General features: G+C 65.3%; 18 protein-coding genes. 9 read left to right on the forward strand and 9 right to left on the reverse strand.

The window, feature by feature from the left end:
- Positions 1-23 precede the first annotated feature (23 nt).
- The 3 genes from B6V72_RS12055 to B6V72_RS12065 all read right to left on the reverse strand — a co-directional run bounded on the left by B6V72_RS12055 (position 24) and on the right by B6V72_RS12065 (position 5,857).
- Complete coding sequence (locus B6V72_RS12055; protein ID WP_075774589.1) at positions 24-1,319, reverse strand: MFS transporter; 1,296 nt, start codon at positions 1,317-1,319, stop codon at positions 24-26.
- Positions 1,320-1,406: 87 nt separating this feature from the next.
- Positions 1,407-2,468 (reverse strand): tRNA preQ1(34) S-adenosylmethionine ribosyltransferase-isomerase QueA, encoded by a 1,062-nt coding sequence (gene queA, locus B6V72_RS12060; RefSeq protein ID WP_088735675.1) that lies wholly within the window; start codon positions 2,466-2,468, stop codon positions 1,407-1,409.
- An 8-nt stretch (positions 2,469-2,476) separates the two neighbouring features.
- Positions 2,477-5,857, reverse strand: a complete 3,381-nt coding sequence (locus tag B6V72_RS12065; RefSeq protein WP_168173046.1) for an AsmA-like C-terminal region-containing protein — start codon at positions 5,855-5,857, stop codon at positions 2,477-2,479.
- 179 nt (positions 5,858-6,036) lie between these two features.
- Between B6V72_RS12065 and B6V72_RS12070 the strand changes: the two genes are divergently transcribed.
- From B6V72_RS12070 to B6V72_RS12080, 3 genes are all read left to right on the forward strand, one after another.
- Complete coding sequence (locus tag B6V72_RS12070; RefSeq protein WP_088735677.1) at positions 6,037-6,540, forward strand: peroxiredoxin; 504 nt, start codon at positions 6,037-6,039, stop codon at positions 6,538-6,540.
- Positions 6,541-6,894: 354 nt separating this feature from the next.
- Positions 6,895-8,211 carry a M23 family metallopeptidase gene (locus B6V72_RS12075; RefSeq protein ID WP_088735678.1) on the forward strand — a complete coding sequence of 439 codons (1,317 nt, stop codon included), beginning with the start codon at positions 6,895-6,897 and terminating at the stop codon, positions 8,209-8,211.
- A complete protein-coding gene (locus B6V72_RS12080) occupies positions 8,201-8,746 on the forward strand; it encodes a polymer-forming cytoskeletal protein (protein WP_075774585.1) in 546 nt (181 codons plus the stop codon). The genes B6V72_RS12075 and B6V72_RS12080 overlap by 11 nt, the downstream gene beginning before the upstream one ends.
- Positions 8,747-9,061: 315 nt before the next feature.
- On the opposite strand, the gene B6V72_RS12085 is transcribed toward B6V72_RS12080, so the two are convergent.
- The 5 genes from B6V72_RS12085 to B6V72_RS12105 form a co-directional block, all read right to left on the reverse strand.
- Positions 9,062-10,450, reverse strand: coding sequence for a TRAP transporter large permease (locus B6V72_RS12085; protein WP_088735679.1), 1,389 nt, complete (start codon positions 10,448-10,450; stop codon positions 9,062-9,064).
- Positions 10,451-10,453: 3 nt separating this feature from the next.
- Positions 10,454-11,137: a TRAP transporter small permease gene (locus B6V72_RS12090; RefSeq protein ID WP_075774583.1), complete on the reverse strand. Its 684-nt coding sequence runs from the start codon at positions 11,135-11,137 to the stop codon at positions 10,454-10,456.
- A 113-nt stretch (positions 11,138-11,250) separates the two neighbouring features.
- Positions 11,251-12,261 carry a TRAP transporter substrate-binding protein gene (locus tag B6V72_RS12095; RefSeq protein WP_075774582.1) on the reverse strand — a complete coding sequence of 337 codons (1,011 nt, stop codon included), beginning with the start codon at positions 12,259-12,261 and terminating at the stop codon, positions 11,251-11,253.
- Positions 12,262-12,481: 220 nt separating this feature from the next.
- Positions 12,482-13,708 (reverse strand): sigma-54 dependent transcriptional regulator, encoded by a 1,227-nt coding sequence (locus tag B6V72_RS12100; RefSeq protein ID WP_075774581.1) that lies wholly within the window; start codon positions 13,706-13,708, stop codon positions 12,482-12,484.
- Entirely contained in the window at positions 13,705-15,453 is a 1,749-nt protein-coding gene (locus B6V72_RS12105; protein WP_088735680.1) for an ATP-binding protein, read from the reverse strand. Before B6V72_RS12105 ends, B6V72_RS12100 begins: the two co-directional genes overlap by 4 nt.
- A gap of 121 nt (positions 15,454-15,574) precedes the next feature.
- Here B6V72_RS12105 and B6V72_RS12110 point away from each other — a divergent pair, with 121 nt between their 5' ends.
- Entirely contained in the window at positions 15,575-16,765 is a 1,191-nt protein-coding gene (locus B6V72_RS12110; protein WP_088735681.1) for a cytochrome P450, read from the forward strand.
- Positions 16,766-16,769: 4 nt separating this feature from the next.
- On the opposite strand, the gene B6V72_RS12115 is transcribed toward B6V72_RS12110, so the two are convergent.
- Entirely contained in the window at positions 16,770-17,231 is a 462-nt protein-coding gene (locus tag B6V72_RS12115) for an Lrp/AsnC family transcriptional regulator (protein WP_075774578.1), read from the reverse strand.
- Positions 17,232-17,372: 141 nt separating this feature from the next.
- Between B6V72_RS12115 and cobA the strand changes: the two genes are divergently transcribed.
- From cobA to B6V72_RS12140, 5 genes are read left to right on the forward strand one after another with little or no spacing between them, the layout of a single operon-like run.
- Positions 17,373-18,125: a uroporphyrinogen-III C-methyltransferase gene (cobA, locus tag B6V72_RS12120; RefSeq protein WP_088735682.1), complete on the forward strand. Its 753-nt coding sequence runs from the start codon at positions 17,373-17,375 to the stop codon at positions 18,123-18,125.
- On the forward strand, positions 18,122-18,409 hold the full coding sequence (locus B6V72_RS12125) for a DUF2849 domain-containing protein (protein WP_075774576.1): 288 nt from the start codon (positions 18,122-18,124) through the stop codon (positions 18,407-18,409). The genes cobA and B6V72_RS12125 overlap by 4 nt, the downstream gene beginning before the upstream one ends.
- Positions 18,410-18,412: 3 nt before the next feature.
- A complete protein-coding gene (locus B6V72_RS12130) occupies positions 18,413-20,080 on the forward strand; it encodes a nitrite/sulfite reductase (RefSeq protein WP_088735683.1) in 1,668 nt (555 codons plus the stop codon).
- Positions 20,067-20,837 carry a phosphoadenylyl-sulfate reductase gene (locus tag B6V72_RS12135; protein WP_075774740.1) on the forward strand — a complete coding sequence of 257 codons (771 nt, stop codon included), beginning with the start codon at positions 20,067-20,069 and terminating at the stop codon, positions 20,835-20,837. The genes B6V72_RS12130 and B6V72_RS12135 overlap by 14 nt, the downstream gene beginning before the upstream one ends.
- Positions 20,834-21,205: a DUF934 domain-containing protein gene (locus B6V72_RS12140; RefSeq protein WP_075774574.1), complete on the forward strand. Its 372-nt coding sequence runs from the start codon at positions 20,834-20,836 to the stop codon at positions 21,203-21,205. The genes B6V72_RS12135 and B6V72_RS12140 overlap by 4 nt, the downstream gene beginning before the upstream one ends.
- Positions 21,206-21,257 lie beyond the last annotated feature (52 nt).

Genomic DNA, 21,257 nt, shown 5'->3' on the forward strand with positions numbered 1-21,257 from the left:
AGAGGCAGGCAAAGGGCCTTGCATCAGGCGGCGGCATCCTCGTTCTTCGCGGCCTCGGTCTCGGCTTCCTCTTCGCTGGCCGCTTCGGCCTCCTCCTGCGCGACTTCCAGACGCGCCTCGACCGCCACCGCGGTCGCCGTCGGCGAGAGCAGCGTGTAGGAGCCGGTCTCGTCCACCGAAGGCGCTTCGCGGCGCGTCATCCGCCACACTGCATAGCCAGCGATCGCGGCGCAGAGCACACCGATATAGAGGAAGAACCCGCCCGGACCCATGACGCTCATCAGCCAGCCCGTCACCAGCGGTCCCGCCACCGCGCCAAGCCCGTTTACGAACATCAGCCCCGCAGAGGCGGCCGCCATGTCGGAGGAATCGAGATAGTCGTTGGTATAGGCGATCAAGAGCGAATAGAGCGGATTGGCCACACCGCCGATCAGCGTCGCACCGATCAGCAGCACCCAGAAGGGTGGGTTGAGCGCGAAGATCGTGAACGTCACCACCGCGCCCGCGAGTGCCGCCCCCATGATCACGCGGCGCCGGTCCATTCGGTCCGAAGCCCAGCCGATCGGATATTGCAGCACGAGGCCGCCAACGTAGATCGCCGCCACGAAGGCCGAAATCTGCTTCACGTCGAGCCCTTCGGCGGTACCCCAGACCGAGGCCATGCCGAACATCGCCGAGATGATTCCACCCAGCAGGAAGAGCCCCACCATGCCCAGCGGCGAGGCTTCCCAGAGCCGCTTGAAGGTCATGCGCTGGATCGTCTCGAAGCTGGGCGCGGGCGAGGCTGCGAGCAGAATCGGCGTGAAGGACAGCGACACCAGAACCGAGGGGATCACGAAGAGGAGATACCCCGCCGGATCGCCCACGTTCAGCAGCGCCTGCGCCGTGACGATGCCGAACATCTGCATGATCATGTAGAGCGACAGCGCCTGGCCGCGCGTCTCGTTGGTCGAGCCCGCGTTCAGCCAGCTTTCCGCCGTGATATACACGCCCGAGAAGGAGAAGCCGATCAGCACGCGCATAGCGACCCAGGCAGGCCAGTTCGGGAATGCCGCGTAGAGGATCAGCACCGCCGAGATCAGCGAGCCGAGCGCCGCGAAGACGCGGACGTGACCGACGCGCGCGATCATCTCGGGCACCATGCGCGACCCGAACAGGAAGCCCGCGAAGTAGGCCGACATCACCAGCGACATGTAGAAGGTGTTGATGCCCTCGATCTTGCCGCGGATACCGAGCAGCGTGCCCTGCATCCCGTTGCCGACCATCAAGAGCATGATGCCCAGCAAAAGCGGCCATGTCTGGCGCAGCACTAACAGCATATCGGTCTCCCGGGGGCCTGAATTGGATTGCGTCGTCCCGCGGCATCTAGTCCGCGGCGACAACATTTCCAAGCCCTGAAAGCGACTCTAGGGAATTAGAAGCGACGCATCGCCGTAAGAGAAGAAACGGTAGCCCGTCTTAACCGCATGATCGTAAATTTTGCGTATGCGATCTTGCCCCATCAAGGCCGAGACGAGCATCAGCAGCGTCGATTTCGGCAGGTGGAAATTCGTCATCAGCGCGTCGGTGATGCGAAACTCGAAGCCGGGATAGATGAAGATGTCGGTGGCATCGCGGAAGGGCACGATATGGCCTTTCGCGCCGCCCTCGGCGCGTGCGGCGCTCTCGATCAGGCGCAGCGCGGTGGTGCCGACGGGAATGACGCGGCCGCCTGCGGCCTTGGTCGCGTTGATCTCGGCCGCTGCCTGCTCGCTCACCTCGCCCCATTCGGAATGCATCTTGTGCGTGGTGACGTCCTCGACCTTCACCGGCAGGAAGGTGCCCGCGCCGACATGCAGCGTCACTTCGGTGAACTCCACACCCTTGGCGGCCAGCGCCTCCAGCAACTCGCGGGTGAAATGAAGGCTGGCCGTGGGCGCCGCGACCGCGCCGGAATGGCGGGCGAAGACGGTCTGATAGTCGCGCTTGTCCTCGTCATCGGGGGCGCGCAGCGCCGCGATATAGGGCGGCAGCGGCATCGCTCCGGCCTCGGCCAGAGCCGCGTCGAAATCCTCGCCCGTGAGATTGAAGCTGAGCCGCAGCTGGCCGTCCTCGATCGCCTCGACCTTGGCCGAAAGCGCGTCGGAGAAGACGATCTCCTCGCCCTCCTTCACCTTGCGCAAAGGCTTCGCCAGCGCGGACCATTCGCCGCCCGGTGCGGGCTCCAGAAGCGTCACCTCGACCTTCGCGACCACCTCGCCCTGTGCGCTCTGCCGGGTCCGTGTGCCCGCCAGCCGCGCCGGGATCACCTTGGTATTGTTGAGCACCAGCCGGTCGCCGGGGCGGAAGATGTCGACCAGATCATGCACGTGGCGATCATGAATTGTATCACCTTCGGCTAACAACAATCGTGCCGCATCGCGCGGGCGCGCAGGTCGCGTCGCAATCAGCCCCTCGGGGAGCTCGAAATCAAAATCGTCTAGCTTCATCTTCAGCCTTATTCGCTCAGCACCTTGGGCGGCGCCGCCCGGAACAACTCACGCAATCCGCCGGGCGCCAGCACCGACAGCGGGTTGATCGAGACCTTCGGCGCGTCGGCGCTTCCGCGCAGAGAATAGTTGAAGCCGAAGAGCCCTTCCCCCGCCTTCGAGATGACCTGACCGATCCCGTTCACGAGATAGAAAGGCGAGATCACGCCCTTCATGTTCAGCGTCTTCGATTGCGGGTAGTAGTTGCCCGTCATCGTCACCCCCATGGAGGCCCCTACGGCGGCGCCCCGTGTGACACTCACCCCGTTGGGCGTCAAGCGGAAGGCGCCATCGACGGAACTGAACAGGATGCCCTCGCCGCTCAGCTGTTCCAGCAGCCCCACGCCCGAGGCCGCCGACAGCAGCGAGGCCAGAACCGGCGCGTCCTTCACCCGCAGGTTCGCGACGGTGAGCTTGCCGTCATAGCTTTTCTGCCCAACCGGCGTCAGCACCAGCGTGCCCTGCCCGCCGCGCGCCTTGGTGAATATTCCGGTTGCCGCCAGCGCCTGTCCCGCATCTTGCGTTTGTGCCCGGACTGCGACGCGCCCGCCCGCGGCGGGGATCACCGTGCCGTCGATCGGCGCGCTGCCGTTCAACTGTCCCTGGAACCGGCCCGACAGACCGCCCCGCGTACTGAAATCGCCGCGAAACCCGGTGAGCGCGATGCCGTCCGTTATCTGCACCCGGTCGAGGGCTGCATTAATCGACGTGCTGCCCCCACCGCCTGCGCCGGCCCCGCCGCTGCCGCCCAGATCCGCCTGTGCGAGGTTCAGATCGCCGGAGGTGACATTCACCTTCGGCGGGCGCGCCTTGCCCTGGCCTATCAGATCGACGCTACCATCGAACCAGTTGCCGACGCTGAGGCTCGAGAACCGCGCCCGGTTCAGCCCGCCGCCCTTGTTCAGCGTGATCCCGCCCTGCGCCTTCAGCCCCGCCGCGCTCAGCGACAAGCTGTCGATATCGGGTGGCGCGCCGAGCGTGCCGGAAATCTTCAGATCGCCCGCGCTGCCCGCAGGTTTGCTCCACCCGATTTCCGGGATCGACAACCGCACCCCCTGCAGCGCACTGGTGAAGGTGAAGGCGGTCGGCTGATCCTTGCGCAGATCGAGCGCGATACGGCCTTTGCCCGCGCCGCCCACCATACCGTTCGGCAAGGCAATCCCAAGACGATCCAGCCCGTCAGCGCTTACATCGACCGTGCCCGCAACCTCCGAGCGGCCCTTGTGCTCCGGCCCGAATTTCTGCGTCCAGGCTGCATCGAACCCGACACCGGACAGTGTCCCCTCGCCGGAAATCGTCATCCCCTTGGGATCGGCCTTCAGCGTCAGCAAATCGGCCCGCAGCGTCCGGTTGGGCACCAGCGTGTCGGTCTTCACCTCGGTCAGCCGGGCGGTGACATCGAAACCGATCTCGTCCTGCGGCACCTTGGGTTTAAGCGGTAGCCGGATTACCGAACGCGCCTCGGCCCAACCCTGCGCGATATCGGTGCTCATGCCTGCCTTGCTGAGAAACTCGAAAGGCGGCTGATCGAGCAGCGACAGCGCCGCCGGGATCGGCGAGCGGGTCATCAGCGTGACCTCCGCCGGGGCTGGTTTGATGCGGATATCGGGCACGATGAGCGACGAGCCCGTCACCTCGATCCGGCCGCCCGACGGCGCGGTCACATGCCCCTCCTCGACCTTGAGCGCCTGACGCGTGTCGATGATCGTGGCGAAGCCTCGGCCCTGCTGAACGGGCGGCAAGGTGTTGATGATCCGCACATCCGCGCCGCGGAACTCGTAGCCAAGCGCCAGTTTCGGCTGCGCCCCCGGCACCAGCCGCAGCGCGACGCGGGCATTACGCAGTTGGCCGGTGGTCACGTTCTTCTCGAGCCATTCGCGGGTCTTCGGCACCACCGCCGGCGGCCAGAGCGCGAGCAGCTTGGTCTGGTCGATCTGGTCGATCCCGGCATCGAGCGCGACCTTCCAACCGTCCTTCTCGGCGCTAACCTTGCCGCGCGCCGAAATCGTTGTGTCGCCCTGATCGTTCAGCTCCAGCTGCCCGATATCGACGCGAAACGGATCGAGGTTGAGCCGGAAGTCGACCGCGCCTTGCGCGAATTGCACGGGACTCTCGAACAGACCCGCCGGGTCGAGCTGCAGATCGGAAATCGCGATCTGGCCGAGGATCTCCTTCGGCACGCCGCCCTCGAGATCGCGCAGATAGGTGTGGCCTGCCGCCCGCAGCCGCAATGCCCTGCTGTTGAGCGAAAGCGTCGAGACCTCGACGCGCTGCCGCTTCGGGTCATAGCTGAGATAGAGCTTGCCGTTCTCGATCGGGATCGGCTTCACGCCCTCGTTGGGCCGGATCGCACCGCGCCCGATCTCGAGCATCGCGTTCATCCCGGTCAGTTCGCCCTTGTCGTTCAGCCCGGAGCGCAGCGCCCCCGAGATCGGCGCATCGAGCACGCCGAGCGCCGCGAGCGCCGGCGCCTGCACCGCGAGATCGCGCGCCGGAAGCGCGGTCACGGCAGCCCCGAAACTCGCTTCGCGGCTGGCCTTCTGCGTGGTCATCGACAGCGCGACCTGCGCCGGCTTCGCCCGACCACTACCCAGATCGAAGCCAAGCGCGACAGAGATTTCGCTATCGCTCTGCGTCAGTTTGAACCTGCCGTCGCTGACCTTCCAGAGCCGGTCGAGACGCTCGTCCATCAGCCGGAGTTGCAAGTCTTCGGCGCTGATCTGCTGCAGCTTGGACAGCGCTGGAACCTCGAGCGTTTTTTCAAAGGTCTCAATGAGATCGGAGGCATTGTTCAGGTCGATATTGGCGAAGCGATTGCCGCCGCCGAAATCGAGATCGAGCTTGCCATCGGGCAGGCGATGCAGCGAAAGGCTCGCTCCGCGCAGCCGGAACGAACGCGGCTCCACCCGCCCGCGCAGCAGCGGCTCCGCCCAGAGCGTCATGCGCAGCTCGGGCAACACCGCGATCGGCAGGCCCGAAGGCCGCTCGAGCCGCACCGTGTTCAGCCGGATCCGGGGCCGGATCCCGTCATCGATATAGAGATCGATCCCGCCGGATAGCCGAACCCGCATCTGCCCCTGCAACGCGTCATTGGCGCGTGTCTCGATGCGGGAAACAACCCATTGCGGTACGGCGACCGCGCGATGCGTGATGACGAGAAAGGCCCCGGCGGCCACGATTCCGAGAAACAGGAAGCTGAGAACCAGCAAGAGCCCGGTGCGCGCCCTGCGGCCGCGACCTGCCGACGTTTCCGCCCCGGTGGCGACGGTCTCGGCATCGCCCTTCGACGCTTTGCCCGCCCTATCGGGCGTGCCAGACGTTTCGCGGCTATCGGGACGCTCTCTCTCCATACCGTTCGTCTTGCGCCCGTTGGCTCGGGGCCGTTTCTCCCTCGGAAGCGGCGCGTGCCGACCCCGTCTCATCTGCCGGGCCCACCGCGCGCGGTCTTGCCCGGGTCTCCTGCCTCGTGGTTAAGTCTCGCGCAAGCGGGCGTGGAAAGTAAGCCCCGAACTTGCAAGGAGGTTCCCCAATGATCGAGACAGGCGAAAAAGCGCCGGACTTCACTCTGCCCGCCACGGGTGGCAAAAGCTTCGAAACACTCGGAAATCCGATCACGGAGGAGGGCAACCTGACGCTGTCGGCCTTCGCCGGCCGTCCGGTCGTGCTGTATTTCTACCCCAAGGACAACACGCCCGGCTGCACCACCGAGGCGCTCGATTTCACCCGGCTCGCCCCGGATTTCGCCGCCGCAGGCGCGGTCGTTGTCGGCATCTCCAAGGACAGCCTGAAGAAGCACGAGAATTTCTGCGCCAAGCATGACCTGGGCATATATCTGGCCTCCGACGATGATGCGGAAACCTGCGAAGCTTACGGTGTCTGGGCCGAAAAATCGATGTATGGCAAGACCTTCTGGGGCATCGTTCGCGCGACCTTCCTGATCGACGCAGACGGCAAGGTGGCGAAGGTCTGGCCGAAGGTGAAGGTCAAAGGCCACGCAGAAGAGGTGCTCGGCGCCGTCCGAGAGCTCTGCTGAGCGAAACCCCGAAAAGGGACTTTCCCGGGCGTCCACCCTCGCGACGCGGCGCCCGTCGCACGGCGACCGCCAGCGGCAAGCGCGGATCACACCAACGTGACGCCCGCATGACCTGCAGGACCTAAACCGCCGGAAAACCCCGTCTTTTGGGCAAGAAACCGCTCATACCGCGCGCGCGAGGGAACCGTGACCGAATGTGCCCGGGAAAGAGGTTGCCCGGACCTGCCCCCCTTGGTAATCCCTTTGGCCAAGGGCGGAGGACTTATCCACAAGCAGGACGGGTGCACCGCCGCGAGCGACGCGCGGCCCCTTCGTGGTCGCCCTTGATCCGAAACAAACACAGGACCGACCGGCTTGCCTAGACGCATTCTCGACCGCCTGAACACCCGTCTCGAGCGCATCCTGCCCGAACAGCGGCTGTTTCTGAAATCAGACAGCGCCACGCGGTTCGTCCGACTGCGCCCCCTCACGCAGGCGAGCGTCTTGGCGATTGGCGCTGGCGTATTCGTGTGGTCGATGGTCGCGACCTCGATGCTCTTCATCGACGGGATTTCCTCTGGCGGGGCCGCGCAGAACGACAAGGTTGCGAAAATCGCTTTCGAGCGACGCCTCGACGCGCTCTCGCAAGAGCGCGACGCCCGCGCGGCCGAGGCTCTCGCCGCTCAAGACCGCTTCCAGACCGCCCTCGAGCAGGTCTCGAAGATGCAATCCACGCTGCTCGCCTCGGAAGAGCGCAAGCGCGAGCTGGAAACCGGGATCGGTGTGATTCAGGCGACCCTGCGCCGCACCATGGAAGAGCGCGACAACGCCCGCCTCGCACTCGCCAAGGCCGAGGGCAAAGGCCCCGGTGCCGGCCCCACCCCGGCAGCCCGCGCGGAGGACATGGCGAAAACGGTCGACATGCTGACCAGCGCACTCGGAGAGACAGCCAAGGAACGCGACACAGCGAATGCCGACGCCAAGTCCGCGCAGCTGCAGATGGACAAGATCGCGCTGCAGAAGCGGCTTCTCGAACAGCGCAACGACGAGATCTTCACCACGCTCGAAGGCGCCGTGAAAATCTCGATGGAGCCGCTCGACAAGGTGTTCAAGCAGGCCGGCATGGACCCCGATCACGTCCTCAAGGAGATCAAGCGCGGCTATTCGGGCACCGGCGGGCCGCTCTCGCCGATCTCGCTCTCGACCAAGGGCACAGCCGATCTCGACGGCGACACCGCCCGCGCCGAGAACATCCTGCGCAAGCTCGACGAGATGAACATGTATCGCATCGCCGTCGACAAGCTGCCGCTCTCGATGCCCGTGAAGGCGCATTTCCGGTTCTCCTCGCCCTTCGGTTGGCGCTGGGGCCGGATGCATGAGGGCGTCGATATGGCGGCTCCGATCGGCACCAAGGTCTACGCGCCCGCCGATGGCGTCGTGATCGCGGCCGAGCACGAGCGCGGCTACGGCAACATCATCAAGATCCGCCACGACTTCGGCATCACCACCCGCTACGGTCACCTGAACAAATTCCACGTGAAAGTCGGGCAAAAGGTGTCGCAAGGCGAGTGGATTGCTGATATGGGCAATACCGGACACTCCACGGGACCGCATCTGCACTACGAGGTCCGGCTCGGAGGCAAGCCAATTAACCCGATGACCTTCATCAAGGCTGGTAAGAATGTTTTCTAAATCGAAAATCCATGAACCGGGCCCCAAGGCCGACGGCGACAAGCCCAAATCCGCTGAAAGCGCGACCGCTCCGAGCCGCCCCACGTCCAGCTCGAGCGACTACACGCCGAGCTCCGCGCCGCGCTCCAAGCCCGCGCCCTCGGTTCTCTCCTCGGACCTGACCATCACCGGCAACGTCAAGACGACCGGCGACATTCAGATCGAAGGCACCGTCGAAGGCGACATCCGCGCCCACCTGCTGACCGTCGGCGAAAGCGCCACGATCAAGGGTGAGATCATGGCAGACGACGTCGTGGTCAATGGCCGCGTCGTGGGCCGTGTGCGCGGCCTGAAGGTGCGCCTGACCTCGACCGCACGCGTCGAAGGCGACATCATTCACAAAACCATCGCGATCGAGAGCGGCGCGCATTTCGAAGGCTCGGTGCAGCGTCAGGACGACCCGCTGCAGACCGGTCAGGGCACGCCGAAGCTCGCGCCGCCGGCCTCCGAGGCTGCTGCAGCCGCTGCGGCTCCGACGGGTTCGGAACAGAAATAAAATCAGGCGATAGCCAGAGCAGGAGGGGCGGCCGATCGGGTCGCCCTTTTATTTTGCGCCGGTGCCATTTCCGAGCGGGCAGCAGGGGCGCTGCCCCTCTTCGCATTCGCGAATTCACCCCGGGATATTTGCGCCAAGCCGAAAGAATATCCAGTTTTCTCGCCCTGGCGGAAATATCCCGGGGCGCGCGCGCAGCGCGGGGGCAGAGCACCCTAGACCGACCCCACAGAAAAGCGCGCCGCGTGGGGATGCCACGGGCGCGCCTAGTTGGAATGGCGGGACATCGGGCCGGAAGCAGCCCCTGCCCCGCTCGGGTTATTTCACGACCGTCTCCGGTCCCATCGCCATCGTCGGCAGCCATGTCGACAGGAACGGCACGTAGGTGACCAGGATCAGGAAGACGAAGAGCACGGCGAGGAAGGGCGCGGCCGCCTTCACGACCCGCATGATCGGCATTCCTGCCACGCCTGAGGTTACGAAAAGGTTCAGACCCACCGGCGGCGTGATCATCCCAATCTCCATGTTCACAACCATGATGATGCCGAGATGGATCGGATCGACGCCCAGCTCCATCGCGATCGGGAAGACCAGCGGGGCGACGATCAGGATGAGGCCTGAAGGCTCCATGAACTGCCCGCCGATCAGCAGGATGACGTTGACGATCACGAGGAACATGATCTTGCCGAGACCTGCGCCGAGGAGCGCCTCGGTGATCTTCTGCGGAATTTGCTCGTCGGTCAGGACGTGCTTGAGGATCAGCGCGTTGGCGATGATGAACATCAGTGTGATCGTCAGCTTGCCCGCTTCGAACAGCGTATCGCGCGTGCCCTTGTGCCAAATGGCGGTGATCAGTGCCTGCGGCTTCTTCAGAAGTGAGGTTTTTCGCTCGCCCTCGTCGAGCGGGCCCATGTCGCGATAGATGAAGTTCGCGACGAACCACGCATAGACGGCGGCGACGGCAGCGGCCTCGGTGGGGGTGAAGATACCACCCGTGATGCCGGGGATACCGTAGAGGCCCACCATGATGATCGCGATCAGCATCAGGCCCCAGAACGCGTCGACGAAGCTCGCGCCGACCTCGCCCCAGCCTTGCCACTCGCCTTTCGGCAGGTTGCGCTTGATCGCGAAGAACAGGATCGTGGCCATCAGCATCACGCCCGCAAGAAGGCCCGGAATGACGCCCGCAAGGAACATCCGGCCCACCGACACGTCGGTCGCCGAAGCATAGACGACCATCACGATCGACGGCGGTATCAGGATGCCGAGCGTGCCGGCGTTACAAATAACGCCAGCGGCGAAATCCTTGGAGTAGCCCACCTGACGCATCGCCGCGATGACGATGGAGCCGATGGCGACCACGGTTGCAGGCGACGAGCCCGAGAGCGCCGCGAACAGCATACAGGCGAATACGCCCGCGATGGCCAGTCCGCCCGGCAGGTGCCCTACCACGGCGATGGCGAAGCGGATGATCCGTTGCGCCACACCCCCGGTCGACATGAAGCTCGAGGCGAGGATGAAGAACGGGATCGCCAGCAGCGTCGCGTGGTTGTCCATCGCGTCGTAGAGCGACTGCGCGATGGAGGCGAGCGAGGCGTCCGAAAAGATCAGCAGGAACAGCGTCGAGGCCAGGCCAAGAGAGACCGCGATCGGCACGCCGATCAGCATGAAGCCGATCACCATCACGAAAAGGAACAGAATATCCATGCCTCAGTCACCCTTGTTGAAATGGGCCACGTCGGCCACTTGGTCTTCGGCTTCGTGGCTCACGATCAGCGCCGCACGCGTGCCCGTGGCGACCCCGATCGCCGCCTGTACGAAGCGGATCAGCAAAAGCGTCACGCCGATCGGCAGGATCAGATAGGGGATGAAACGCGGCAACTTGTCATAGGCCTCGCCCATGTTGAACCGGTCGCCGAGCCAGACGGCGAGCCAATCCGCGATCGGTACCTGGTCGGTCTCGTAGAAGGCGCGGTCGCGCGTCTCCTGGAAGCCGGTCGGGAACCAGCGCCCCGAGGTCTGCTCGAACCCGGCGAACGGCGCCCAGTAATCCCAAGCCCCTTTCAGCAGCAGGACCGCGTAGAGAATGCACAGGCCCGCCGCGACGAGGCTCATGGCCTTGCGCGGTCCGGGGCGCAGCATGTTGATAATTGCATCGACGCCCAGATGCGCGGTCACTTTCACCGCGTAGCTCATGCCCAGAAGTACCAGCCAGGCAAACAGGATCAGCGTCGTTTCCAGCCCCCAGATCAGCGAGGAGTTGAAGACGTAGCGCAGTACGACATTGACGAAGGTGATCACCGTCATGACGCCGAGGATCAACGCGATCAGCGTCTCCTCGAGGTTGTGGATCGCCCGCGAAAACCCGTTACGCGGCTCATAGCGCTGGCTCATGGCTCACTCCGGTCTGAGGTCGAGAGGTGAAAGTGGCGCGCGCGGGTGATGTGGGGGCCGCGCGCGCCGTGAGATCGGGCGACGGGTGGGGTCCGTCGCCCGTCCGTTCCGGATCAGTGCTTGGCGTTGATCGCCTGCGCTGCGTCGATGTTTTCCTGACCGACGTCATCCTTGAACTGGTCCCAGACCGGTTTCATCGCATCGACCCATTGCTGGCGCTGCTCGGGCGTCAGTTCGCGGATCGTCGCACCGGCATCGAGGATCGCCTGACGGTTCTCTTCGTTGACCTGGTTCACGGCGGCGTTGCGCTCCTGCGTGACCTCGTCGAGGATCGACTTGATCTGGTCACGCATCGCCGGATCGAGGCTGTCCCACCAGTCGACCGAGGTCACGACCATGTAGTCGAGCAGGCCGTGGTTGGTTTCGGTGATGCCGTCCTGCACTTCGTAGAACTTCTGCCCGTAGATGTTCGACCAGGTGTTCTCCTGCCCGTCAACCACGCCGGTCTGCAGCGCGCCATAGACTTCCGAGAAGGCCATCGGCTGCGGCGACGCCCCCAGCGCTTCCATCTGCGCGATCAGCACGTCGGAGGGCTGCACGCGGAACTTCAGACCCTTGGCGTCGCCCGGCACCAGCAGCGGCTTGTTGGCCGAGAACTGCTTGAGGCCGTTATGCCAGAAATCGAGGCCCAGCAGACCGCGACGCACCATCGCCTCTTTCATCGACTGGCCGACTTCGGAATTCTGGAATTCGTCCACGGCTTCCATGTTCTTGAACATGAAGGGCAGATCGAAGATGCGGTATTTCTTGGTGAAGGTCTCGAATTTCGACAGCGAGGGCGCAGCCATCTGCACGTCGCCCTGCAGCATCGCTTCCAGCACCTGATCATCGTTGTAGAGGGTGGAGTTCGGGTAGACTTCGACGCAGGCCTTGCCGTCCATCTCTTCGTTCACGCGCTTGGCGAACAGCGCCGCCGCGATCCCTTTCGGGTGCTTGTCGGTATTGGTGACGTGGCTGAACTTGATGACCATTTCGCCTTCGTCGCAGCCCGTCGGATCGGCCATTGCGACCGAGGCCGAAGCCATGAGGGCGAGCGCCGAAACGGCGGCGGTAAATTTCTTCATAATGTCCTCCCGGTATTCATGTCACGCCGGTCCTCCCCGGCATCGGGGCAAGCAGAAAGGCGCCGAGAGATCCGATCAACTGTTTCGTGAAGCTCTTGTGACAAGTCCGATTAACCTATTTATATCCATGCCTTACGAGAAATCCCCAACCCCGCGTCGACGAGAGGTGTGCGAAATCCCGCACAGATACAGGCGGCTCCGTGCGAATCCTCGCCCGCCCCTAGTCGCGGTAATCGTCGGGCCGCAGCCCATGGCGTGCGAGCTTGTCGTAGAAGGTCTTGCGCGGCAGCTTCAGCGCGGCCGCCGCCTCGGTCGCGTTGCCGCCCGCGCGGGTCAGCGCCTCGGCCAGCAGCGACTTCTCGACCGCCGCCATCCGCTCGGACAGGCCCAGCTCCGCCGGCGGCTCGCCCGCCTCCAGCCCCATCGCGAAGCGCATCGCCTCCGACATAAGCGCGCGGGCATTGCCGGGCCAGTCGCGGGCCATCAGCTGTGCGGTCATCTCGGCCGGGATTTCGGGCGCGCGCAGGTTGGCCTGTTCGCAGGCGGTGGCGACATAGTGGCGAAACAGCGCGGGAATGTCCTCGGGGCGTTCCGAGAGCGAGGGGATACGCACCTTCAACGCCTCCAGCCGCCAGTAGAGATCGGGGTGGAAGCGCCCTGCCCGCGCCTCGCCTGGCAGGTCGCGATAGGTGCCCGCGATAAGGCGCGTGGCAGGCCGGGTCTCCAAGAGCTCGATCAGCGCGAATTGCGCCGGGCGCGGCAGGTCGGCCACCTCGTCTAGGTAAAGCGTGCCGCCCTCGGCCTGCGCGAAACCGGCCTCCAGCGCCTCCACGTCGAGGCCCGCCGCGGCGAGTTTAACGAAGGGACGGCGCGCATTGGTAGAGAGCAGATGGATCACCTCGGCGAGCTTGGAATTGCCCGCACCCGGCGCGCCGGTGATCAGCACCTCGGCGCCCGAGCGCGCCGCGCGACGGGCCGCTTCGCGCAGGCCCTCCGCCACCGGAGAGTCGCCAACCAGCATCCGTGCCGCGGCATCGCCACGCTTGCCGGCGGCCCGCGAGAACCGCGCTTCCATCACGCGCGCGCGCGTCTCCAGCGCCTTCTCGACAACGGCCAGCAAGTCTTTCCCTGCGCAAGGCTTTTCCAGAAAGTCGAACGCGCCCGCTGCCATCGCGCGCACTGCCATCGGCACATCGGCCTCGCCGGTCAGCAGGACGACGGGCAGCTCCGCATCGGCCTTCTGCACGAGGTCCAGCAGCGCGAACCCGTCCTTCCCGGGCATCCGGATATCGGTGACCACGATCCCCTCGAACTCGGTCGAGATATGGTCCTTCGCTTCGATATAGCTGCCTGCGAGCGTCGGCTTCAGCCCAGCCAGTTCCAGCGTCTGGCCTAGCGCCTCGCGCACCGCGCGGTCGTCATCGACAAAGAGAACCCGGCGCATCATGTCTCCACCTCGGTTGGTCTGGGTTGGCTCGCAGCTTCGCGCAGATCGATGGTGAAGCGCGCCCCGCCCCCCGGAACATTCTCGCCGCGCAGGTTGCCTCCGAACCCTTGCACAAGCCCGTAAGAGATCGAAAGGCCGAGGCCAAGCCCCTCCGCAGATCCGGCTTCCTTGGTCGAGTAGAACGGATCGAAGATACGCTCGGGGTCGCGGATGCCCGGTCCGGTGTCGCGCAGGCTGAGGCGGATCATGCCATCCGCGCGCGCCATGCGGATCGTCAGGCGACGCTCGGGCTGGCCCTCCATCGCCTCGATCGCGTTCGAGATCAGGTTGATGACGACCTGACTGAGCCGCACCTCGCCACCCATGACGATCGCGGGGAAATCAGGACGCTGCCAGTCGACGGTGACGCCCGCGCGCTTCAGCCGTTCGTCGAGCATCTCGAGCGCGCTTTCCACCACCGCCGCGAGACCGACGCGGGTCGCGGGCTCGCTCTCCTGCCGCGCAAAGGCGCGCAGGTTGCGGATGATGCGCGCCATACGGTGCGCCATCGCGCCGATCTTGCCGAGCGTTTCGCCCGCCTCCTCTGTCCGACCGCGATCGAGCAGCAATTCGGCATTCTCTGCATAAGACGAGATCGCCATCAGCGGCTGGTTCAGTTCGTGACTGATCCCCGCCGACATCTGCCCCAGCGCCGAAAGCTTGCCCGCCTGCACCAACTCGGCCTGCGTGCGGCGCAATTCCTCGTTCGCGGTCGACAGCTCCGCCGTGCGCTCCGCCACGCGAACCTCAAGCGCGGCATTTGCCTCTGCCAACGCGCGCCTGCGCTCCCAGAGTGCGAAGATCACCGCCCCCACGGCCAGAAACCCGGCCGCCGTCGAGAGCGCGGCAAGCCGCGCCGCACGCAGAACCGGATCGGCGGCGGCGAGCGCGTGACCCTCCATCTGGATCACCGGCAATTCGCGCGACACATCCAGCGCGGGACCGGCGAGCGAGCCATCCCCCGACACCAGACGATGGCCCGCCAGATTGCGTTCGCGCAAGTGAAGCACCCCGGCGAGCGAGCCCGCCGGATAGGTCGCGGGATCGGGGCGTGCGCCCGGTTCGGACAGCAGCACCAGATCGGTCCGATTGGTCAGGAAGCTCACCCCGTCGGCATCGGTAAACCAGACGGGCACCGGGTTACCGCGCCCCTCGGCCTCGACATCCTCGGCATTCAGCCGCAGCAGCACGATCCCCGAGACGCGGCCGCCAGAGGCGAAGACAGGAGCGGCGAAGACGAACAGCCGGTCGCCGGTATCGGGATCGACGAAATGTTCTGACCCAGTCGCGCCTTGCGCGCCGCGGGCCAGCGCCCGGTTCATCGTGACCCGATCGGGACTGTCCGCAGGGCCCGCGAGCACCGTGCCTCCCGGCGCGATCAGCCAGATGTCGCGCGCGCCCGCGTGGTCGGCCAAGCGCTGCAAGGTCAGGCTCACCGCGTCATCGCGCCACGTGCCGACCGCCTTGCCCCCTTCGGCAAAACGCCCCGCCAGCGCGACCACGTCGGGATGATCGGCGGCCAGAACGGCCACTTCGCGAAACTGCAGAAGGGCCGCCACCAGACGATCCGAGGCCAGCCGCAGGTCGGACTGTCCCTGCGCCTCGATCCGCGCCAGACCCTCGCGCGCCGAGACCCGCCACACCCCGATCGAGGCGGCGAGCGTCAGCGCGATCCAGATGAGCAATATGGCGACACGGCCCAGCATCAGCACTCTCCCGCCCTTTCCTTGCGACCAACGGCGCGGCAATGCAAGGCGGCGTGTTCGCTTGTTCTTGCATCCCGCGGCGCCTTCTGCCCAATCTGGCCTCCGACCAAACGGAGCGCCGATGCAGACCCTTTCCCAATCCCCGCTCGACCCAGATTTCGTGCAGAACCCTTACCCGTTCTATGACCGCGTGCGTCAAGGCGCGCCTCTCGTTCAATGGCCCGAATACGGGTTTCACGTGACTGCGCGCGCCGCGATCGTCGGCGCGGCGCTGCGGGACCGGCGGTTGGGGCGCGAAGCCCCGCCAGAACACGCGGTGGACGTTCCGAAGCATCTCGAGCCCTTCTATGCGATCGAACGTCATTCGATGCTGGAGTTGGAGGCGCCGACCCACACCCGCCTGCGCAAGTTGGTGACGAAGGCCTTCACCCCGCGCCGGATCGCAGGCATGGAGGACGAGATCGCGACACTCTGCCACCGGCTGGTCGACGAACTGCCCGAGGGCGGCTGCGACCTGCTGGAGCATTTCGCGAAACCCCTTCCGGTGATCGTGATTGCTCGGCTTCTGGGCGTGCCGGAGAAGGATGCCGACAAGCTTCTGGCATGGTCGAACGCCATGGTGCAGATGTATCAGGCCCGCCGCGACATCAGCCTCGAAGAAGACGCGGCGCGGGCCTCAGCGGAATTCGCGGAGTATCTCGGGGATCTGATCGAGACCCGCCGCAAAGCGCCCGGCGACGATCTGATCTCGGAACTGATCGCGGTCGAGGAGGAAGGCGTTCACCTGAGCCGCGACGAGCTGATTTCCACCGTGATCCTGCTCCTGAACGCGGGTCACGAGGCGACCGTCCACCAGATCGGCAACAGCATGAAGACCCTCGTCGAGCAGACCGTCGCGCCGCATTGGCTGGAGCCAGAGCGGATCGACGGCACGGTAGAGGAACTTCTGCGTTTCGATCCGCCGCTGCACTTGTTCACGCGATGGCTCTACGAGGACATGGAGTTTCAGGGGCAAATGCTGCGGAAAGGCGAACGGATCGGGCTGCTACTCGCCGGTGCGAACCGCGACCCGTCGGCTTGGGACGATCCGAGCGCCTTCGACCCGTCCCGCCCGGTGCGCATCAATTTCAGTTTCGGCGCGGGGGCGCATTTCTGCATCGGCGCGCCGCTGGCCCGGCTGGAGTTGAAACTCGCGCTGCCGATTCTGATGGAGCGGCTACAGGGGCTCGATCTGCCGCGCCGCCCTTATTACGCCGATCTCTACCATTTCCACGGGCTGGAGAAGCTGGAGACCACCTACACCAAGCGCTGATCGCTCACAGCGGCAGTGCGGTGGTGGATTTCAGCTCTTCCATCGACAGAAGCGCGGTGACGTTGTGAATTTTCACTTCCGAGATCAGCGCCTGATAGAAGCGGTCATAGGCGCGCGCATTCTCGACCCGCACTTTCAGGATGTAGTCGATATCGCCGGCAAGGCGGTGCGCTTCCATCACCTCGGGGCGCGCGCGCAGGGTGGCGAGGAACTTGTCCTGCCATTCGGCCTCGTGCTCGGACGTTCGGATCAGCACGAAGAAGCAGGCGTCGAACCCAAGCGCCTCGGGATCGAGGATCGCGGTCTGCTTTCCGATCACCCCCGCCGTGCGCAATTTGCGAATCCGGTTCCAGACCGGGGTCTTGGAAGAGCCTGTTTTCCGCGCGATTTCGTCGAGCGACTGGCTCGCATCGTCCTGTAGCTCCGCGAGGATTTTCCGATCCAGCTCGTCGATCTGCACCGCCATTCCGATTTCCCTCCGATAGAAAGAAGATTGTTACTCCCATCAAATTCATAAGGAACAAATGTCCTTATTGGCAAGGGCATATAGCCAAAAACGAGAACATTTTCCTATATTAACGCTCAAGACGCAGACGAGGAGCGTGACATGGAAACTCTCGAAACTCAGACCCAGGTGACCCTTGCCGGCGCAGGTCCGGGCGACCCGGACCTGCTGACCGTGGCGGTGCTGCGCGAGATGACGTGCGCCGATGTCATCCTGCACGACACGCTGGTGAGCGCCGAGGTGCTCGCACTTGCAGGTCCGCAGGCGAAGTTGATCGAGACCGGCAAGACCGGTTTCGGCCCCTCGATGAAGCAAAGCGACATCTCGAACCTGATCGTCCGCCTCGCGCGCGAGGGGCAGCGGGTGCTCCGCCTGAAATCCGGCGATCCGGGTGTGTTCGGGCGGCTGGGCGAAGAGCTGGACGCGCTCGACGCGGCCGGGATCGCCTATCGCGTGCTGCCGGGCATCACCGCCGCTTCCGCCGCCGCCGCATCGCTCGGCCAGAGCCTGACCGAACGCGGCCGCAATCGCGAGCTGCGCCTGCTCACCGGCCATGACGCCGACGGGCTCGCCGAACAGGATTGGACGGCGCTCGCTCGTCCCGGCGCGGTCGCGGCGATCTACATGGGCAAGCGCGCGGCCCGCTACGTGCAAGGGCGCCTGATGATGCATGGCGCCTCCCCCGCGACCCCGGCCTGCGTGATCGAGAACGCTTCGCGCGCCGATCAGGTGATCCGCCCCGCGACGCTCGCCACCCTGCCCACCGTTACCGCCGAGGCCAAGGGCCCCGCCGTGATCCTGCTGGGCCTCGCCCCGCGCGACGCCCGCATCGCCCTGAAGGAGGTCGCGCTATGAGCAAGAAATTCATCCCCGGCGTGATCAGCGCCAACGATCTGCGCGAAGGCCATGTCGTCTACATGAACGACGCGGGCCAATGGGTTCTGCGCCTGAGCGACGCCGCTTTCCTCGACGATCCGGTGATTGCCGAGATGTGGCTCGATCTGGCCAATGCGCAGCCCGACAAAGTCGTCGGCGCCTATCTCGCGCCCGCCACGCTTGGCCCGAATGGCCCCGAGCCCGCGCATTTCCGCGAGGCCTTCCGCGCCTCCGGCCCTTCCATTGAGCTACCCGGGAGCTGATCCATGTTCCAACCCAGCGATTTCGACCGCGCCGCCGTCCGCGCGCGCGCCGAGCAGTTTCGCCATCAGGTCGCGCGCCGCCTCGACGGCAGCCTGACCGAAGACGAGTTCAAGCCGCTGCGCCTGATGAACGGGCTCTATCTGCAGCTGCACGCCTACATGCTGCGGGTGGCGATCCCCTATGGCACGATCAACGCGCGGCAAATGCGCCAGCTCGCCAAGATCGCAGATGTCTGGGATCGCGGCTATGGGCATTTCACGACGCGCCAGAACATCCAGTTCAACTGGCCGAAGCTGGTCGATGTGCCGGACATGATCGACGCGCTGGCCGATGTCGGCATGCACGCGATCCAGACCTCGGGCAACGCGATCCGCAACACGACGACGGACGCCTTTGCGGGCGCCGCCGCCGACGAGATCGCCGATCCGCGCCCCTATGCGGAGTTGATCCGTCAATGGTCCACCGACCATCCGGAATTCCAGTTCCTGCCGCGCAAGTTCAAGATCGCGATCAATGGCGCGCGCGCCGACCGCGCCGCGATCCGCGGCCACGATGTCGGCCTGCAACTGGTCGAGCGCGATGGCGAGATCGGTTTTCAGGTCTTCGTGGGCGGCGGTCTTGGCCGCACCCCGATGATCGCGAAGGAACTGCGCAGCTTCCTGCCAGTGGCCGATCTGCTGCCCTATCTGGAGTCGATCGTAGCGGCCTGGAACCTCGCAGGCCGGCGCGACAACAAGTATAAGGCACGCATCAAGATCACCGTACACGAGCTTGGAATCGAGACGTTTTCCGAGATGGTCGAGGCCGAATTCCCGGCCCGCCGCGCGGCCTTCAAAGGTGCCGATCAGACGATCCTCGCAGATCTCAAGGCGCAATTCGCGCCGCCCGTTTTGCCTGCGCGCGAGAGCGAGAGCTTCGAAGCCGCGCGCAATGTCGACCCGCTTCTGCGGGACTGGGCCGCGCGCTCGGTCTCGCCCCATCACAACCCCGATTACGCGGTGGTCACGGTCAGCCTGAAGGATCACGGCGCGCCTCCGGGCGATGCCACCTCGGACCAGATGCGCCTGTTGGCGGAGCTTGCCGAACGCTACGGCCAGTCGGAGCTGCGCATCAGCCACGAGCAGAACGTGATCCTGCCGCATATCGCGAAGGCTGATCTGCCCGCGCTGTTCGAGGCCCTGCGCAAGGGCGGCCTCGCTACTGCGAATATCGGCCTGACCTCGGATATCATCGCCTGCCCCGGCATGGATTACTGCGCGCTGGCCACGGCCCGCTCGATCCCGCTGGCACAGCAGATCGCGACCCATTTCCGCGACCTCGGGCTGGAGCAGGAGATCGGTGCGCTCAAGATCAAGATTTCGGGCTGCATCAACGCCTGCGGCCACCACCATCTGGGCCATATCGGCATCCTCGGTCTCGACCGCGCGGGCGTGGAGAACTACCAGATCACGCTTGGCGGCGACGCGACCGAGACGATGGCGCTTGGCGAGCGCGCTGGCCCCGGCTTTGCCTATACGGAGGTGATCCCCGCGCTGGAGCGTCTGCTGCGCGCCTATCTCGAACTGCGCGAAAACGCGACCGAGAGCTTCCTCGAAGCGCTGCGTCGCCTTGGCCCGGACCCGTTCAAAGAGGCGCTCTATGCAGAGGCTCAACGCCATGCCGCTCAATGATCGCCCGGATATCGCAACGCGCGTCGCCGGGCTGAACGAACGCTACCGCCACCACGCCGCGACCGCGGTGATGGAGCGGGCGTTGCGGGACGCTGACGTGGGCGAAGTCGCGCTGGTCTCCTCCTTCGGGGCGGAGTCGGTGGTGCTCTTGCATATGGTCTCGGTGATCGCGCCCGGCACGCCGGTGCTGTTCATCGACACGCAGATGCTGTTTCCTGAGACGCTCGCCTATCAGCGCGACGTCGCGCACAAGCTGGGCCTGACGAATGTCCAGGTGATCCAGGCCGATCGGGCCGCGATCGCCCGCGACGATCCGGATGGCACTTTGCACCAGTACAGCACCGATGCCTGCTGCACACTGCGCAAGACGGTGCCGCTGGAAAACGCGCTCTCGGGCTATGACGCCTGGATCACCGGGCGCAAACGCTTTCAGGGCGGCCAGCGCGCGGCGCTCGACTTCTTTGAGGTCGAGACCGAGGCGCGGATGAAGATCAACCCGCTCGCCCATTGGGACAAGCAGGACGTGCAGGATTACATGGTCGAGAACCGCCTGCCGCGCCACCCGCTCGTGGCGCAAGGCTATCCCTCGATCGGCTGCGCGCCCTGCACCTCGCCTGTGAAACCGGGCGAGGACGAACGCGCGGGCCGCTGGCGCGGCGCCGCCAAGACCGAATGCGGCATCCACTTCATCGGCGGCAAGGCCGTACGTGTGAACAGTGAGGGCCAAGTGATTGAGAACAAGGAGAATGTGGCATGAGCGTGATCGTTCGCGACGACGGCTTCCACGAGGATGACTTCACCGGGGCGAGCCTCGATATCGCGCCGGAGACCGATGCGGGATATCTGCCCGCGCTGATCGACGGCGCCGAGATGATCCGCGTCCTGTTCCCGACCTTCTCGGACGGGCGTGGCTTCTCGCTGGCGCGCCGCATCCGTGCGCTCGGCTATTCCGGCCGGCTGCGCGCGGCGGGCCCGCTGATCGCGGATCAATACGCGATGGCGCGGCGCGTCGGCTTTGACGAGGTCGAAATCCCACCGGAGCTGGCCGAGCGCCAACCGCAGGCGCAATGGCTATTCCGCGCCGACTGGGCCGCGCATGACTACCGCGCGCGGCTTGCCGGCTGAGGCTTTCGCCCGCATCCGATATCCGATAAACCCCACCCGTGACCGGCAATTG

The sequence above is a fragment of the Thioclava sp. F34-6 genome, from assembly GCF_002213235.1.
GTDB lineage: Bacteria > Pseudomonadota > Alphaproteobacteria > Rhodobacterales > Rhodobacteraceae > Thioclava > Thioclava nitratireducens.

Excerpts from the sequence above, each read along its gene's own strand:
- B6V72_RS12055 (WP_075774589.1), bottom strand. The coding sequence starts at position 1,319 with ATGCTGTTAGTGCTGCGCCAGACATGGCCGCTTTTGCTGGGCATCATG.
- queA (WP_088735675.1), bottom strand. The coding sequence starts at position 2,468 with ATGAAGCTAGACGATTTTGATTTCGAGCTCCCCGAGGGGCTGATTGCG.
- B6V72_RS12065 (WP_168173046.1), bottom strand. The coding sequence starts at position 5,857 with ATGGAGAGAGAGCGTCCCGATAGCCGCGAAACGTCTGGCACGCCCGAT.
- B6V72_RS12070 (WP_088735677.1), top strand. The coding sequence starts at position 6,037 with ATGATCGAGACAGGCGAAAAAGCGCCGGACTTCACTCTGCCCGCCACG.
- B6V72_RS12080 (WP_075774585.1), top strand. The coding sequence starts at position 8,201 with ATGTTTTCTAAATCGAAAATCCATGAACCGGGCCCCAAGGCCGACGGC.
- B6V72_RS12085 (WP_088735679.1), bottom strand. The coding sequence starts at position 10,450 with ATGGATATTCTGTTCCTTTTCGTGATGGTGATCGGCTTCATGCTGATC.
- B6V72_RS12090 (WP_075774583.1), bottom strand. The coding sequence starts at position 11,137 with ATGAGCCAGCGCTATGAGCCGCGTAACGGGTTTTCGCGGGCGATCCAC.
- B6V72_RS12095 (WP_075774582.1), bottom strand. The coding sequence starts at position 12,261 with ATGAAGAAATTTACCGCCGCCGTTTCGGCGCTCGCCCTCATGGCTTCG.
- B6V72_RS12100 (WP_075774581.1), bottom strand. The coding sequence starts at position 13,708 with ATGATGCGCCGGGTTCTCTTTGTCGATGACGACCGCGCGGTGCGCGAG.
- B6V72_RS12105 (WP_088735680.1), bottom strand. The coding sequence starts at position 15,453 with ATGCTGGGCCGTGTCGCCATATTGCTCATCTGGATCGCGCTGACGCTC.
- B6V72_RS12110 (WP_088735681.1), top strand. The coding sequence starts at position 15,575 with ATGCAGACCCTTTCCCAATCCCCGCTCGACCCAGATTTCGTGCAGAAC.
- B6V72_RS12115 (WP_075774578.1), bottom strand. The coding sequence starts at position 17,231 with ATGGCGGTGCAGATCGACGAGCTGGATCGGAAAATCCTCGCGGAGCTA.
- cobA (WP_088735682.1), top strand. The coding sequence starts at position 17,373 with ATGGAAACTCTCGAAACTCAGACCCAGGTGACCCTTGCCGGCGCAGGT.
- B6V72_RS12125 (WP_075774576.1), top strand. The coding sequence starts at position 18,122 with ATGAGCAAGAAATTCATCCCCGGCGTGATCAGCGCCAACGATCTGCGC.
- B6V72_RS12130 (WP_088735683.1), top strand. The coding sequence starts at position 18,413 with ATGTTCCAACCCAGCGATTTCGACCGCGCCGCCGTCCGCGCGCGCGCC.
- B6V72_RS12135 (WP_075774740.1), top strand. The coding sequence starts at position 20,067 with ATGCCGCTCAATGATCGCCCGGATATCGCAACGCGCGTCGCCGGGCTG.
- B6V72_RS12140 (WP_075774574.1), top strand. The coding sequence starts at position 20,834 with ATGAGCGTGATCGTTCGCGACGACGGCTTCCACGAGGATGACTTCACC.